The organism is Gemmatimonas sp. UBA7669 (genome assembly GCF_002483225.1).
Taxonomy (GTDB): Bacteria; Gemmatimonadota; Gemmatimonadetes; order Gemmatimonadales; family Gemmatimonadaceae; genus Gemmatimonas.
On the sequence record NZ_DLHL01000036.1, the window covers coordinates 27,829 to 42,128 of the forward strand.

Genomic DNA, 14,300 nt, shown 5'->3' on the forward strand with positions numbered 1-14,300 from the left:
CATGCTGTTCACTCTGTTGATGCCCGCTGTTGTTTCTTCGCTGTTCGCGTCGACCACCTGCGGTGACCTGCCGGGCGCCGCGTCGCTCGTGTCACGCGAGCGACTCAACTACCTGCTGGTAGGCGAATATCATGGCACCGTAGAGATGCCGCGTGTTGCCGCCGACCTGCTCTGCGCGGCAGTGCAGCAGAAGCGGCCGGTCGTGCTGGGCCTCGAGTTCACCGCAGAGAATCAGACGGCGCTCGAGGCGTATGTGCAGTCGGACGGCAGCGCCGCCGCACGTGAGCGGGTGCTTGCGGCACCTGCGTGGCAGCAGCCCGATGGCCGCAATTCGCTGGCCGTGTTCGAACTTCTCGACACGGCGCGTCGCCTTCGGGCGACCGGGCATAGCGTAAGCGTGGTGGCCTTTGATCTCGTGCCGGCACCTGCGGTGTCTCGTGCGCGCGAGACCGCGCTGGCCGAGGCGCTGGTGGCGGCGCGTGCCCGAGTTCCCAACAGCCTGGTGATTGCGCTCACCGGGGCCGGTCATGCCGGCAAGACGCCGTGGAGTTCACAGAATCCGCCGTTTCCGTCCACCGGACAATTGCTGCCCGAGGGCGAAACGATTGCGCTGACCTTTGCGCGGCCCGGCGGCCGCTACTTTGGCTGTCGCGCGGCTACGGCTGAGGCGCCGGGTGGCTGCGCCGTGTACGACATGCCGGCCCGGGAACCCGTGCGGCCGCGTGGCATTGAGATGGATGCGAGCCTGCGCGAGGGCTTTGAGGGCGTGTATTCTGCAGGAGGGCCGTACACGGCGGCACGCCCAGCCCGCACCTGAACCCGTTTCCATGGCCACCAGCGACACTGCGTCCTCGTCTTCGCGTTCGCCCCGCTTTGCGGCAGCCGGCGCGCTCATGTGGTGGCTATTCGTGTGCTACGGGGCCTCGGCCATCGGCGCGCTCGGCACACGCAACGCGCCCGTTTTCTATGCTGGCCTCGACTTGCCGGGCTGGGCCCCGCCGGCCTGGGTATTCGGACCCGTGTGGACAGTGCTCTACGCCATGATGGCCGTGAGTGCGTGGCGCGTCTGGCGGCGGCGTCCGTTTGAGGGGGCGGGCCTCAGCTTCGGGCTGTTTGGCTTGCAGCTGGCCGTGAATTCGCTGTGGAGCTGGGTGTTTTTTGCCTGGCGCCTGGGGATGTGGTCGGTGGTGACCATCGTGGTGCTGTGGGCGCTGGTGTTCACGGTGCAGTGGCGCTTTCGGCGTGTCGATACGACAGCGGCCAATCTGCTGCTGCCTTACCAGGCCTGGCTGACCTTCGCCGCGGCGCTGGCGTGGGTGTCGTGGCAGCGAAACCCTGGAGTGCTGTAGGGGCTTTGCCTTTTCACTCAGAACGCAAGACTTGAACTCAAAGCTCAGAGCTAACCGACAGTCCGGTCAGCTCTGAGCTTTGAGTAAAAGTTGTGAGTTTGGAGTTGTACAAACTCACGACTCGAAACCAGAACTCACAACCCGGAACTGATCAGTCTCGAGTTCTGGGTTCAGGTTCCGGGTCGTGAGTTCATTGATTGCCCCACATCACCTGGTCCAGAAAATCAGGGTCCCGCACTGCGGTCCGCCCTCCTTGCCGATGCTGGTCCCCCCGTACCTGAGCGGCGTGGACGCCGGCCCATGAAACTCCACGGCCAGCAGATCCTGCGTCCGTAATTTGTTGATCGCAAACCCGCCACCGAATCCGCGATACTCGAATCGCTCGTTGATTACCACCTGGACGGGGCAACTGGTTTTCATACCTCCATTGCGACGTGCTACCGCTATACCTCGCTCCTCCTTGAGTCCGGGAATGGTCGACGTAAGCAACGCCTCCAATTCACGCGTGTCGTTCTTGCGGAGAAACTCGTAGTCGAGAAAGTGTCCGCCTGTCTTGAAGGCTCGCCGCTCCTCGAATTCCTGCATGAAGCGGCGGTGGACCTCGGGAATACTGGAGTCCACACGCACGGTGGACAGACGCTGCGCCAGGGGCTCCAGCAGCGCATCGACTTCCACCGTATCGCCGGCTGCAATCCGTACTTCCATGTCCACAGGGGCATAGCCAAGCAGCCGCACGCGGATGCGGTGGCGGCCGGCAGCTACTCCGCCCAGATGGAATCGGCCGTTGCTGTCGCTGAGTACTCGTGTACCGGACGCGACGAAAAGGATCTGCGCGCCGGCCAGTGGACGCTCGCCGTCGGTACTCAGCACGCGGCCCGCCACCGCACTGGGCGATTGGCGGGCTGGCAAATCGTCGCCTTGTGCCGCCGCGAGGCTCGGCAAACACCACAGCGGCAGAAGGAGGAATGTGAATATTGGTCGCGTCATGGGTCCACTCAGGCCTGAATCCTTGAACTCAAAGCTCAGAGCTATCCGACAGTCCGGTCAGCTCTGAGCTTTGAGTTCAAGTTTTGAGTTTGGAGTTGTACAGACTCACGACTCGAAACCTGAACTCACAACCCGGAACTGATCAGTTTCGAGTTCTGGGTTCAGGTTCCGGGTCGTGAGTTTTTCGCGCTACTCCAGCGGCAGCGCACGCCCCGCCACGATGGTGACGTTGTCGCTGCCCCCGCCATCAAGCGCGCGCTGCATCAGGGCCCGGCAGAGCTGCTCGCAGTTCGTCATGCGCGCGCACTCCTCGGCAATCTCCGCATCGCTCACGTGCTTGGTGAGCCCATCACTGCACAGCAGCGTAATGCAGCCGCGCTGCGACACGTCGACCCGTGAAAGCTCCGGCAAGGCTTCGTCGGCACCAATGGCGCTCGACAAGACATGATTGAGCGGCGAGTTGTGCGCGCGCTCGGGAGTGAGCGCACCGCGGTCGATCATCTCCTGCGCCAGGGTCTGGTCGCGTGTGACCTGACGCAGCTGTCCGTCCTGGTAGTGATAGCAGCGGCTGTCGCCCACTTGCACCACGTACAGCCAGGGCCATACCACAATGCCCACCGACAGTGTGGTGGCCATCTTGCGCCCTTCGAAGGCCGTGGCCGAGCGCTCCTTCACACGCCGGTGTGCTTCCACGGCGGCCAGCCGCAAGGCGTCGGTGAATTCCTGATCGCTCGAGGCGCCCGCCGCGTGCCAGCACTTCATGGCCGAGGCGAAATACTCGGTCACCGCGATGGTGGCGAGTCGGCTGGCTTCGGTTCCGTCGGCACTGCCGCCCACGCCGTCGGCCACGAGCATGACTGTGGCCACGCGCTCTCCGCGCAGACTGATGGCGGAGGTATCACTCAGACTGGTGCCGTGCACCACCACCTGTGGGTGCACCGTGCAGAGCAGAAACTGGTCCTGGTTGCTGCTGCGCACCTTGCCCGGATGGGTGATGCCAAACAGATCCAGTTCATCGTCACGTGGACGAACGAAGGCCAGAGTTTCTATGGACGCAGTGCTCATGTCTGAGACAATGCGGTCCAGCCAGCGTCATGGCAAGCTCGGGTGCTGCAGACGCAGACGGATGTCAGGCAACTGCGCCAGGCGTAGCGTCGAGGACCACCGGCTCCGCGGCACTGCGCCGACGCCAGGCCAACAGGCGACGCAGGGATAGGGCGAGGCCGGTGTACACCAGAACGACGGCGCCGAGGGACACGAGGCCGGCGATGGTCTGTCCCCAGACGCCCAGCACCTCACCGGTATGCGTGAAGCGCAGGATGGAGCGCGTACGGCGGCCCAGCGACTGATCACCAAATGCCGACCACTTGGGTGCGTCGCCCGTGCGCGAGATGGTAAGCGTAGCACGCTTGTGCGGCTCACCGCCCATGCCACGATCAAGCGAGTAGACGAGCGGCGCGTCGGCCGCCTTCGGCCAAGCCAGCGACAGTGTGCGCCAATCGGGCATGCGAGCGGCGGCCATGGTATACACATCACCAACCACCGGGATATCGCGCGCTTCTTCGCGCGGTGCATCGCCAGACTGGCTCCCGGCCCGGCGGCTGCCGGCTTCACGGCTTCCGGTCGCTGCGCTCCCGCTGTTTGCCGTGGCAGTTGCGCGCGCCGGCGGCTCCTCGCCCACCACGCGATACACGAGGTCACTGGCCCAAGGGAAGGAGATGACCGTGGCACTGGCCACCACCGCCACCAGCGGCAGCGCACTCCAGATGCCAATCACGTTGTGCCAGTTGAAGTCGCGCGCCTTGGCTGACAGCCCGCGGCGAAACCACAGCACCTGCTGTACTGCACGTGCCGTAAGATTGCGCGGCCACCAGAGCACCATGCCCGTGAGCACGAGAACCAGAAATGCCATGTTGCTCCAGCCCGTGACCGCCTTGCCCGTGCTGCGGCCATCGTCCTTCATGGCCAGCCAACGGTGCCAATCGGTGGCCACGGAGAACACCTTGCGCATGCCCACGCTGCCTGTGCCCAGTACCTCGCCCGTGTAGGCACTCAGATACTGACGCCCTTCACGACCGAACTGCACTTCGACCGGCATGTCGGCGCCATTGCGCCAGACCACGTTGCTGGGTGTCTTGCTCTCACGCGCCGCGACCAGCGCCAGCAACGAATCGGGCGTGAGACGCACAGCGCCCGGCGCCGGCGGCCCGGCTTCGATGCCCCGCAGGTCCGCCCACAGCGTCATCTGCTTCTGGTAGGTCAGCAGCACGCCGGTGACCGACATGATCAGCACAACGACACCAGAAATCACGCCGGCGACGAGGTGGGTCCAGAACAGCACGGGGCGAAGCGTACGCATGAGGCGCGAGCGCGGTTGTTTGTTGAGAACGATTTTCAAGAGATACTTGAAAAGTATTCTCCAATCCCGATGTCGTCAATCGGGATTGCCGCCCTCCCGGGACGAACAGGACCTCAGGTGCTCGCTCAGCCATGCCACCCCAGGCGACAGCCGGCGTATCCGCCGGAACTCCGCCGACAACTCGGCCTCGCGTGCCGTGCTCACCTCGCTCGGTGGCAGTTGCCTCGCAGCCGCCAGCCAGCGCGCCGCATGCGCCAGCATCTGGTTGGGATCGTCGCGCAGCAGGGCCTCTACATCACCAAGCCCGGCGGCCATGGCACTGGAGTCCGCACGCCCGACCGACGGGGAGTCGACGATCGCCGCCACCAACAGCGCCCTGAGTGCACGCGCCACATGAAACTGCGGCGCCCGTTCTGCCGTGGCGTCGAGCGCGCGAACCGCGTCTCGCCAGGCTACGCCGTCGCAGCCAGTGGCCGCCCTCACTGCACGTAGCAGGGTCCCGAATTCACGGTCCCCACGCCCCGTTGGCTCGCCAATCCAGCGCAGCGCACCGGGTGAGAGCAGCACCGCCAATTGCGCCGCTTCGGCACTATTGGCGAGGACATCGCCTTCGGTGGCAGGCAGGGGCCAGTTGCCAAGCACGAGCGCGGTGCCGCTCCTGAGGTCGGTCACATCGAGACGAACCTCACGTGCGTCGCCGGTAATGTGTGCGCAAAGGTGCACCGGTGGACCGTCGGCGCAGGCACCGCCTGGAGCGCGCGGCACCAACAGCACGTCGGCATGAGCGGACATGCTGCGCCGAGCACTCTGCAACACGGACTCGAGTGCGCGGTCCACCACCGTGTCGCTGGACAGATCGCGCAGCAGCGCCACTCTTACCGGGACCGGACCGATGGCCGGGGCCGGCACGGTCCCCCGCGCGACTTCGCTCGCTGCTTCACTCCGCCCCAAAGTGCCAAGACGCTCGGCAACCACCGCAGCGGAAAAGATGAGCGCCGCCATGATCGCAATGCGCCAACGTCTCCACCAGGTCGTTTGGTAGGTACTGCTGGCGCGCGGGGCCGCACTGTGCTCCACCGGGAGGGGGGCCGCCGGCTTTGCTTCAACCATGGCAACGGGCGTCGTCTCGCTACCCGGTTCTGTCAGCGGCAGCCGCAGGGCATAGCCCTCACCACGCACCGAGTCGAGGACGGCGGGATCGTAGCCGGCCTCACGCAACGACTGCCGAGCGAGCCGTACGCGCTGTTTGAGCGCGTCAGGTGAAATGTGTGTATCCGGCCACACCAATTCCTGCAAACTCCGCGGATCCACAAATAGGGGCGCGTGATCGCCCAGCGCGATCAGCAGCTGCATCGTCAGCCAGGGCAGGTCCACCACACGACCCGTGGGCCCTATGAGTTGACGCGTGCTTCGGCGCAGCACAATGGCCGACAACGGGCCGTTTTCCTTCGCTTCACCGTCCTTCACCGGGCTTCCCTGTTGCCACGCAATCCGGCCGCGTACTCCTCGCAGGTAACCCCTTTGCATCGCCCCACCCCTTCATGCTGACGAGGCGCGCTGTGCCTGCTGCTTCCGTTGTCGCTGCTCATGTCCGATCCCATGTCCGACTTCATGTCCGACGTCATGTCCGATTCCGGGTGTTCCGGTTGCTGCCCGTCGCGCTGACCGCGATGCTACTTCCCGCCACGATACAGTCCCAAGCTACGGCGTCGCCGCGTCCCGACTCAATTCTGGCGACGACGCTCATGCAGGACCTCGTGCGTGTGGCCCGCCTGCCCGGCCTCAGTGTGGCCGCACTGGACCAGGGCCGCGTGCGCTTTGCACGTGGCGCGGGATATCGTGATCTGAGTCGCCGGCTGCCCGTGGACAGCAGTACGCGGTTCGGGTCGGCCTCGGTGTCAAAAGTGGTGATGGCCACCGCCGCACTGCGCATGATGCAGGACGGTCGCTTTGATCCCGACCAGCCCGTGTCTGCGCATTTCCCGGATTTTCCGGGGGCCGCCGCGATCACGCCGCGCTTGCTGGCCGCCCACTTGGGGGGCATTCCGCACTATGGACCTGGTTCCATGCCCAGCGACAAACGCCATGTCTGGGCGAGCGCGGCACTGGACGAGTTTTCGAAAGCGCGACGCGTTGGTGCGCCCGGTGAACGTTCGGTCTACTCCACGCACGGGATCACGCTGCTGTCGGCGGTCCTGGAGCAACGCGCGAAGCAGCCCATTCTGGATCTGCTGGCCCGCGAGGTCTTTGTGCCGTTCGACATGCCCTCATCGGGTGGCCTGTTCGTGGATTCGCTGTCGCCGCGCATGGCACTCCTGTACGCCCGTCAGGGCGACTCGCTGCGCGCCCTGCCCGGTCCGCGCAACCTGAGCTTTGCCTGGGCCGGCGCCGGATTGCTGCAAACGCCGTCCGATCTGGTGCGCATGACTCGCGCCTACTTTGACGGGCAGCTCTCCGCCGCCACGTTGTCCACGGCGTTTACGGAGCAGCGCACAAACGCCGGCGTCGGCACCGGCGTGGCGTTTGTGTGGCGTGTGGAGCAGGACTGGCGCGGCCGGCCGCTGGCGCATCATGCCGGGGCCAATCCCGGCACACGTTCCGTGCTGCTCATGCGACGCAATGAGGGGCGCAGCCTCGCGCTCATGACCAACGTCGAGTGGACGGCCTCCATGGATGGCACGGCCAACGTGCTGCTCGAGGCCCTGTTCAACTCAGCGCCGCGTCGGCAAGCGCTTGAGCTGTCCGGCCGTTGGCAGGGCACATACGACACCACCGCCGTTGAGGGCGAGTGGGTCGTGAACGGGGACAGCGGATGGGTGAGCACGCCCGAACCCTTGCGCGCACGGTTTCTGCAGTCTGGTGGCGTGGGCGCTGATCGCTTGCCGCTGCGCGCAATCCGGGATGACCTGTACGCCGTGGTGACACCGTGGGGACTGTACCCCCTCGAAGTCACGGAGCGCGATGCGCGCCAGGCCCACGTGCTGATTCGGCTTGGTACGCAGCGATGGACCCTGCGCAGTCGGTGAATCGTCGAACGCGTGTGCGGCCCATCGCTCTTGACGACTAGCGCCGCCCCACCAGCGCCCCGCGCAGCGTGGCCAGCAGGGTCTCGGCGGTAAACGGTTTGGAGATGAAGAACTCGGCGCCGGTACTCATGAGCGCGGCCGCGTCCATGGCATGACCGCTGGAGACAATGATGGGGACATCCACCCCGTCAGCGCGCAAGGCGGCCACAAAGCCCGGGCCATCAAGTTCGGGCATGGCGACGTCGGTGAGCACCACATCGATGTCGCCGGTGTGTACGTGAAAGAGATGCAGCGCTTCCCGGCCGTTGGCGGCGAGCAGCACACGATAGCCGCTGCGTTCGAGAATGCGCTGCGCCACGGAGCGGATGCCGTCTTCGTCGTCCACCACCAGCACGCACTCGCCGCGGCCCTCGGGGAGTCGGCGCTCGGCCGGTCGTGCCGATTGCGCGCCGGCACCCGCCTCCACCTCCGGGAACCAGCAGATGAACCGTGTGCCCTTGCCGGGCTCACTTTCGAGTTCGATCGTGCCGCCGTGCCCACGGACGATGCTCTGCACCGTGGACAGCCCGAGCCCGGTGCCCTTGCCCACGCCCTTGGTGGTGAAAAACGGTTCGAAGATCACGACCTGGTGCTCAGGCGGAATGCCCTCGCCACTGTCTTCTACCACCAGACGCACGTAGGCACCCGGTGCAAGTCCGATGGCCGTGGCTACGGGTCCAGCGCTCACCTGCTCACGATCCACCACGATCTGCAACGCGCCACCCTCAGGCATGGCATCACGCGCGTTCACGGCCAGATTCATGATGACCTGGTGCAGCTGCGTGGCATCGCCGCGCAACAGACAGGGTGCCTCTGCAAGCTGTATGGTGAAGGCCACGTTTTTGGGGAAGGTCTCGCGCACCACCGATTCGAGCTCACGCGCGACCTCGCGCAAATCGAGCGGCTCACGCTTGCCATCGAGTCCACGCGCAAACGACAGGACGTGACGCACCAGATCCGCGCCACGCCCCACGCTTTGCTGCAGACTGTTCACCAATGACTCGCCCTCCGGCCCCACCATGTCCCGCAGCAGGCTGAGGGACAGCATGACTGGTGCCAACACATTGTTGAGATCATGCGCGATCCCACCGGCCAGCGTGCCGATGCTCTCCAGACGCTGCGCGCGGAGGAATTGCAGCTCGAGGTTGCGCCGCTCGGAGATATCGGTGTTGATGGCGAGAATCGACTCCGGCTTGCCCTCTTCATCCCGCACCAGCGTCCAACGGCACTCCGTCACCACGCGGCGTCCGTCGCGTGCGACTTGCCGCAGTGAACCGGTCCACTCGCCGCGCTCCATCAGCGCGGCCTTCGCGTCCAGGAATTCGGCGGAGTCGTCGTTGATGAGTTCATGGGCATTGCGCCCGACGGCTTCGGCCGCACTCCACCCGTAGAGTCGCTCGGCGCTCTGGTTCCAGTACAGGATGGTGTCGTCCAACGCACGGACGAGAATGGCATCCTGCGCCTTCTCGAGCAGCGCCGCCTGCTGCGCCAGCCGCCGATCGGCGGCGCGGCGTTCGGTCACGTCCTGGATGGCGCCCTGGATACGCACCGTACGCCCATGCTCGTCGCGCACGGCTTCGCCAATCACGCGCACGGCCACGGTGTGTCCCTGACGGGTCACCAGCTCGAGTTCGAGGTCGAAGGGCGTGCCCTCCGACCGACAGCGAGCCAATGCCGCTTGCACGGCCGGACGCGATCTCAGCGGTTCGTAGTAATGCAGGGCCCGTTCGAGATCGGGCGCCGTGCCTTCCGGCTCTCCGTGTATGCGGCAGGTTTCCGCCGACCACACCACGTGCGAGGCATCGAGCTCCAGCCACCAGCCACCCATGCGCGCCACGCGGCCGGCAATCTCCAGCAGCAGCGACGCACGCGCCAGGCGCTTGTTGGCGTCCTCGAGCTGGAGCGATTTCTCCTCCAGCTTGCGAATGAGCGCCTCGCTGTACACCTGCATCACTTCGTTGCGCCGTGGATCGCTGCTCTCCACCCCGGGCGTCGAAACGCGGCGCGTCCGCACGGCTTCCACCTGCTCGAGCAGCACGTCCGGCTCGCAGGGCTTGAGAATGAAGGCATCGGCCCCCAGGTCCAGCGCAAGGCGCGCGTCTTTCTCCTCCGTGTAGGTGGCGGTGTACACCACGAAGGGAATGCGCTGCAACTCCGCGTCGGCCTTCCAATAGCGCAGCAGGGTGTAGCCATCCATGACCGGCATGAGCAGGTCGGAGATGATCACATCTGGCGGATGACTGCGCGCCACGACCAGTGCTTCGGCACCGTGCCGCGCTTCTTCCACCGTGTAGCCAGACCCCGAGAACAAGGCGCGGAGATAATACAGGTTCTCCGGCTTGTCATCGACGATGAGAATGTGCGTCATGAGCGGCCTCTGGTGCTTCGCACACTCTCCACGATGTCCCGGATGGTATCCACGAAGGTATCCGGATCGATGGGCTTCTCGATATAGCCGTCACAGCCCGCAGCGAGTGACTTCTCGCGGTCGCCCACCATGGCATAGGAGGTCACGGCAATGATGGGGGTGGCATCGAGTGCGCGCAGTTCACGCAGCGCACGCGCGACAGCGTGCCCGTCCATCTGCGGCAACTGGATGTCGAGCAGAATGATGTCGGGAGGATGCGACGCGGCGGCCTGCACGCCCTTGGCGCCATCAACGGCGCTCTCCACCTGGTAGCCGTGCCGCTCGAGCAGAAACGTCGCCAGATAGCGATTCTGCTCGTTGTCCTCGATCAGCAGGATGCGGGAGCTCATGCGTGACGCTGCAGGTGAAGGGGAAGCGTAACCGTGAAACTGCTGCCAATGCCCGGTGTGCTCGCTACGGTAATGTCGCCGCCAAGCAGCTCCGTCAGCCGGCGGCAGATGGACAGTCCGAGGCCGGTCCCCTCATGTTGGCGGGCGAGTCCTGAGTCCACCTGACGGAACGGCTGGAACAACGCCGGCAGATCCCGATCGGCGATGCCGATGCCGGTGTCCTGCACCACGAAGCGTACGGCGGCCACCGGGGCGTCGCTGGGTGAACGCTGCCACGCCGCATCCGTGCCCACCCGCAGGGTCACCTGCCCGCGGTCGGTGAACTTGACGGCATTCGAGAGCAGGTTGAGCAGAATCTGCTCGGTGCGGCGCCGATCGGTATGCAGCTCGGCCGGTAGCTCATCGGCCATGAGCACCAGCGCCAACCCCTTCTTTTCGGCTTGCGGCTGCATGGTGGCCATGAGGCGGTCGAGTATCGGCGACAGCGCAAAAGACTCAGCCGCGACCTCCAGTTGCCCCGCTTCGATCTTCGAGATGTCGAGCACGTCGTTGATGAGGGCCAGCAGGTGGCGCGCGCTGCCCCGCACCATTTCCATCTGACGCGCCTGCTCGTCGTTGAGCGGGCCGGCCAGTTTCTGCAGCAGGATTCCGGTGAAGCCAATGATCGAGTTGAGCGGCGTACGCAACTCATGGGACATGGTAGCCAGAAACGCCGACTTGAGACGATCCGCTGACTCCGCGCGCTCCAACGCGGCGCGCAGTTCGCGGGTACGCTGCTCAACCCGCTCTTCAAGTCCGGCGTTGAGTTCACGCAGCTGCCGCTCCTGCTCGCGTCGCTCGGTGACATCCGCGAGTGTCACGAAGGCCAGCTCGTCACCGCTGTCGAGCGATACGCAGGCGCCGGAGTAGCTGAAGATGCGCTGCCAGTCCGTGTCCTTGCGCCGGACACGCACTTCGAAGTGATCCAGCACCTCACCACGTCGCACGCGCGCGAGCGGCCAATCGGCCAAGGCCAGCGGCTCGCCTTCCACCGTGGACACCTCGAAGTACCTGGAGAAGTCCCGCTGGTGCCGACGACCGATTTCAGGATCGGCGAAACCCAGCATGCGCAGCGCGGCGGGATTCCAAAGCAGGAAGTCACCCACCGGATCGGTGATGATGAGCCCTTCGCGCAGGTTCTCCACCACCACTTCGAGGCGGGCCCGCGTGCGGTTCAGTTCCTGCTCCATGCGCTTGCGCGGCGTGACATCGATGGCTACCCCGCCCAGCAGTCGCCGGCCATCGGCACTTTGGAATGGGAACTTCACGACGTTCCACCACGCCTCCTTCCCGGCCACCACCGTTCGATCTTCGGCGATCTGCAGCGGGGCACCAGAGGCGAGCACTTGCGCATCACTCTCGCGAATGCGGGCGGCGACCTCGGATGGCACCAGGTCCGTCGCACGTTGACCGTGAAAGCCCTCGCGGTCACGCCCGAACACCTGCGTCCAGGCATGGTTCATGTACTCATGCCGTCCGTCTTCGTCGGTCACCCATGCGATGGCCGGCGCGGCGTCCATGAATGCGTGAAAGCGTGACTCGCTGTCGCGCAGCGCCTGCTCGGTGTTGGCGCGCACGATGGCAATGGAGGCCAACTGTGTGGCGATGTCCACCAGCGCGAGATGATCCTCGCGCGGCATGCCGGGCGTGCGGAAGTACATGGCGAAGGTGCCCAGCACGCGGCCCTCCGCCGAGCGAATGGGGGTGGACCAGCAGGCCCGCAGCCCGTGTGGCAGCGCGAGGTGTCTGTAGTCGGTCCAGAGAGGATCGGTGGCGATGTCCTCGACGTACACGGCGTCATCACGAAAGGCGGCGGTGCCACAGGAGCCGGCCATGGGGCCGATGGGCGCCCCATCAATGGCCGCCATATACTCGCGGGGCAGACTGGGCCCCGCACCATGACGCAGGCGCTTGCCGTCTGTCTCGAGCAGCAGGATGGAGCCCAGCATGTCCGGCATCTGCGCTTCGATGAATCGCACGATGTCGTCAAGCGACGCAGACAGCGTGGTCCCGTGGGCGACATGTTCGAGAATGCGCTGCTGCCCGAGAATACGGGCCTCGTATCGCGCGCGTTCGCGTTGTTCGCGCGCCGCCACCCGATCGAGCAGGCGGCGCAGCACCACAAACAGCAGGATGGACGTCACCGCCACAAACGACAGGCCCTTGTACACACTGAGCTGCACGAATCGATCGGCGCTGCCCGCGATCACGAGCAGCAGCTGGTCTGAAAAGGCAATCCAGAGCGCTGCGAACAGGGCGTAAACGCCCGTCACGGCCCAGACACGACGTTGGAGACGCGCGGCGAGTGTGCGACGCACTGTCAAGGCAGGAGGCGTGACCATGCCGTGATTCAGGGTGCGATTCAGCGTACGGTGGACAGTACGAGTCGAAAGCGGTTGCTGAGCCGCTGGTCGAGCGGCAGGGCGTCACCCTTGGGGGAGCGATCTTCGCGGTATGAGGTGAGGAACTGCCCCCACACCACGCGGTACGTGCCCTCCACATCGGCATACGGCCAGCGGGGCTCAACCGCGCTGCCCTGCACGCCGGCCCCGATGAGCAAGGTGAAACGCCGCGTGGCCCCGGGCGCGATGACAATGGGCTGACTGAAGCAGTTGAAGACCGGCGGCTCGAAGGCGGTACGCCACTGGCCGGCCACGAGTCGTTCGAGTTTCACCGCCGTCGCCCCTCCGCAATTGGCCACGTACACGGTGTCGTTGCGCCGGTTGGTGTACTGCATCTCCACGCGTCCCTGGTATTCCTGCGTGGTGCGCACAAGCCCATAGCTCATGGAGTCCGTCTGAAAGGCGGCGCTGGCATCCCGCTCCAGCGGCCCGTCGGTTTCCGTTGGCGCGGCGTCGCCGCCGCAGGCCACCAGCACCGCGGCGGCACCCAGTCCAGCAAGACGCCTGGCCGCCGCCACAGCGCGCCTGATCATGGCCGGGGGGCGTCAGCGCCAATCCAGTCGAACTTGTACGTCGTGTTCACGCCCGCGCCGCCACCGCCACCGGCGGCCTGCCCGGTGATGACCACCCGCGCACCGTCGCTGCTGATACCAATGTCGGCATCGGCAATGGGGTAGCAGGTCTGCAGGTGCAGATATTCGCTGCCGCCCTTGTTGCCCATCTTGAAGTAGATGAACATGCCCACCGACTCATTCTGCTTGCCGCCGGAAACCACACCGCCCACGCCGCGCTCGCCGCCGGCCGCGCCCGCACTGGTAGACATGACTGGCTTGCGTTCGGAAGGCGGCACGTAGGCTGTCATCTTGCCGATCACACCATTGCCGTCGAGCTGCGTGAACATGTACTTGGCGGCCTTGGAGCTCAACATGGTGGCCAGCACCTTGTCGATGTCGCCCGGTTGCACAAATACGCCGTGCTTGCCCTTGTCGATGGCCACACCGCCTGTCCCACCCATGAGCGTGTCGTAGGTGATGGCGGTCTTCTCGGACGAATCGTAGGACATGGAGTGAATGCCGGAGTGTCCCTCCGGCGCGCCGTTGCCGGTGGAACGGCCTTCACTTGCCTGGCGCAGCTCCTTGACGATGGCGGCCCGCGACTTGATGTCGCTCTTGGCCACGAGACGGTTGTACCAGGACACGCAGGTATTGGGCATTCGAGCTCCGGGACGGGCGAGGGGACGGGGTGGGACGGATGCAAGTCCGCTTCCCTCAAAATGCACGGGGGACCGAGGCCGCGCGATTGCCCAATCGCCTCCGCGCTAAGGAATCTCTGATTAAGTAGT

Annotated in this window: 12 protein-coding genes; 3 read left to right on the forward strand and 9 right to left on the reverse strand. The window is 65.4% G+C overall.

From position 1 onward, the window contains the following. Position 1 precedes the first annotated feature (1 nt). Entirely contained in the window at positions 2-817 is an 816-nt protein-coding gene (locus tag B2747_RS10065; RefSeq protein ID WP_291159946.1) for a hypothetical protein, read from the forward strand. 76 nt (positions 818-893) lie between these two features. Continuing rightward, positions 894-1,349, forward strand: coding sequence for a TspO/MBR family protein (locus B2747_RS10070; RefSeq protein WP_343125890.1), 456 nt, complete (start codon positions 894-896; stop codon positions 1,347-1,349). A gap of 207 nt (positions 1,350-1,556) precedes the next feature. Here the strand turns inward: B2747_RS10070 and B2747_RS10075 are convergent, their stop codons facing one another. The 4 genes from B2747_RS10075 to B2747_RS10090 form a co-directional block, all read right to left on the reverse strand. After that, positions 1,557-2,336: a carboxypeptidase-like regulatory domain-containing protein gene (locus tag B2747_RS10075; protein WP_291159950.1), complete on the reverse strand. Its 780-nt coding sequence runs from the start codon at positions 2,334-2,336 to the stop codon at positions 1,557-1,559. 189 nt (positions 2,337-2,525) lie between these two features. After that, positions 2,526-3,401, reverse strand: a complete 876-nt coding sequence (locus tag B2747_RS10080; RefSeq protein ID WP_291159953.1) for a PP2C family protein-serine/threonine phosphatase — start codon at positions 3,399-3,401, stop codon at positions 2,526-2,528. Between the two features lie 64 nt (positions 3,402-3,465). Beyond that, positions 3,466-4,695 (reverse strand): PepSY-associated TM helix domain-containing protein, encoded by a 1,230-nt coding sequence (locus tag B2747_RS10085; protein ID WP_291159956.1) that lies wholly within the window; start codon positions 4,693-4,695, stop codon positions 3,466-3,468. Between the two features lie 75 nt (positions 4,696-4,770). Beyond that, positions 4,771-6,162 (reverse strand): winged helix-turn-helix domain-containing protein, encoded by a 1,392-nt coding sequence (locus tag B2747_RS10090; protein WP_291159959.1) that lies wholly within the window; start codon positions 6,160-6,162, stop codon positions 4,771-4,773. A gap of 203 nt (positions 6,163-6,365) precedes the next feature. Between B2747_RS10090 and B2747_RS10095 the strand changes: the two genes are divergently transcribed. Next, entirely contained in the window at positions 6,366-7,721 is a 1,356-nt protein-coding gene (locus B2747_RS10095; RefSeq protein ID WP_291159964.1) for a serine hydrolase domain-containing protein, read from the forward strand. Between the two features lie 37 nt (positions 7,722-7,758). Here B2747_RS10095 and B2747_RS10100 read toward each other — a convergent pair whose 3' ends face one another. From B2747_RS10100 to B2747_RS10120, 5 genes are read right to left on the reverse strand one after another with little or no spacing between them, the layout of a single operon-like run. Then, positions 7,759-10,128, reverse strand: a complete 2,370-nt coding sequence (locus tag B2747_RS10100) for a response regulator (RefSeq protein ID WP_291159966.1) — start codon at positions 10,126-10,128, stop codon at positions 7,759-7,761. Beyond that, entirely contained in the window at positions 10,125-10,517 is a 393-nt protein-coding gene (locus B2747_RS10105; RefSeq protein ID WP_291159969.1) for a response regulator, read from the reverse strand. The genes B2747_RS10100 and B2747_RS10105 overlap by 4 nt, the downstream gene beginning before the upstream one ends. Further along, entirely contained in the window at positions 10,514-12,898 is a 2,385-nt protein-coding gene (locus B2747_RS10110; RefSeq protein ID WP_291159972.1) for an ATP-binding protein, read from the reverse strand. Before B2747_RS10110 ends, B2747_RS10105 begins: the two co-directional genes overlap by 4 nt. 20 nt (positions 12,899-12,918) lie before the next feature. Further along, the gene (locus B2747_RS10115) at positions 12,919-13,491 is read right to left on the reverse strand and encodes a hypothetical protein (RefSeq protein ID WP_291159975.1); all 573 of its coding nucleotides are present in this window, start codon (positions 13,489-13,491) and stop codon (positions 12,919-12,921) included. Then, a complete protein-coding gene (locus B2747_RS10120) occupies positions 13,488-14,171 on the reverse strand; it encodes a hypothetical protein (protein ID WP_291159977.1) in 684 nt (227 codons plus the stop codon). The genes B2747_RS10115 and B2747_RS10120 overlap by 4 nt, the downstream gene beginning before the upstream one ends. Positions 14,172-14,300 lie beyond the last annotated feature (129 nt).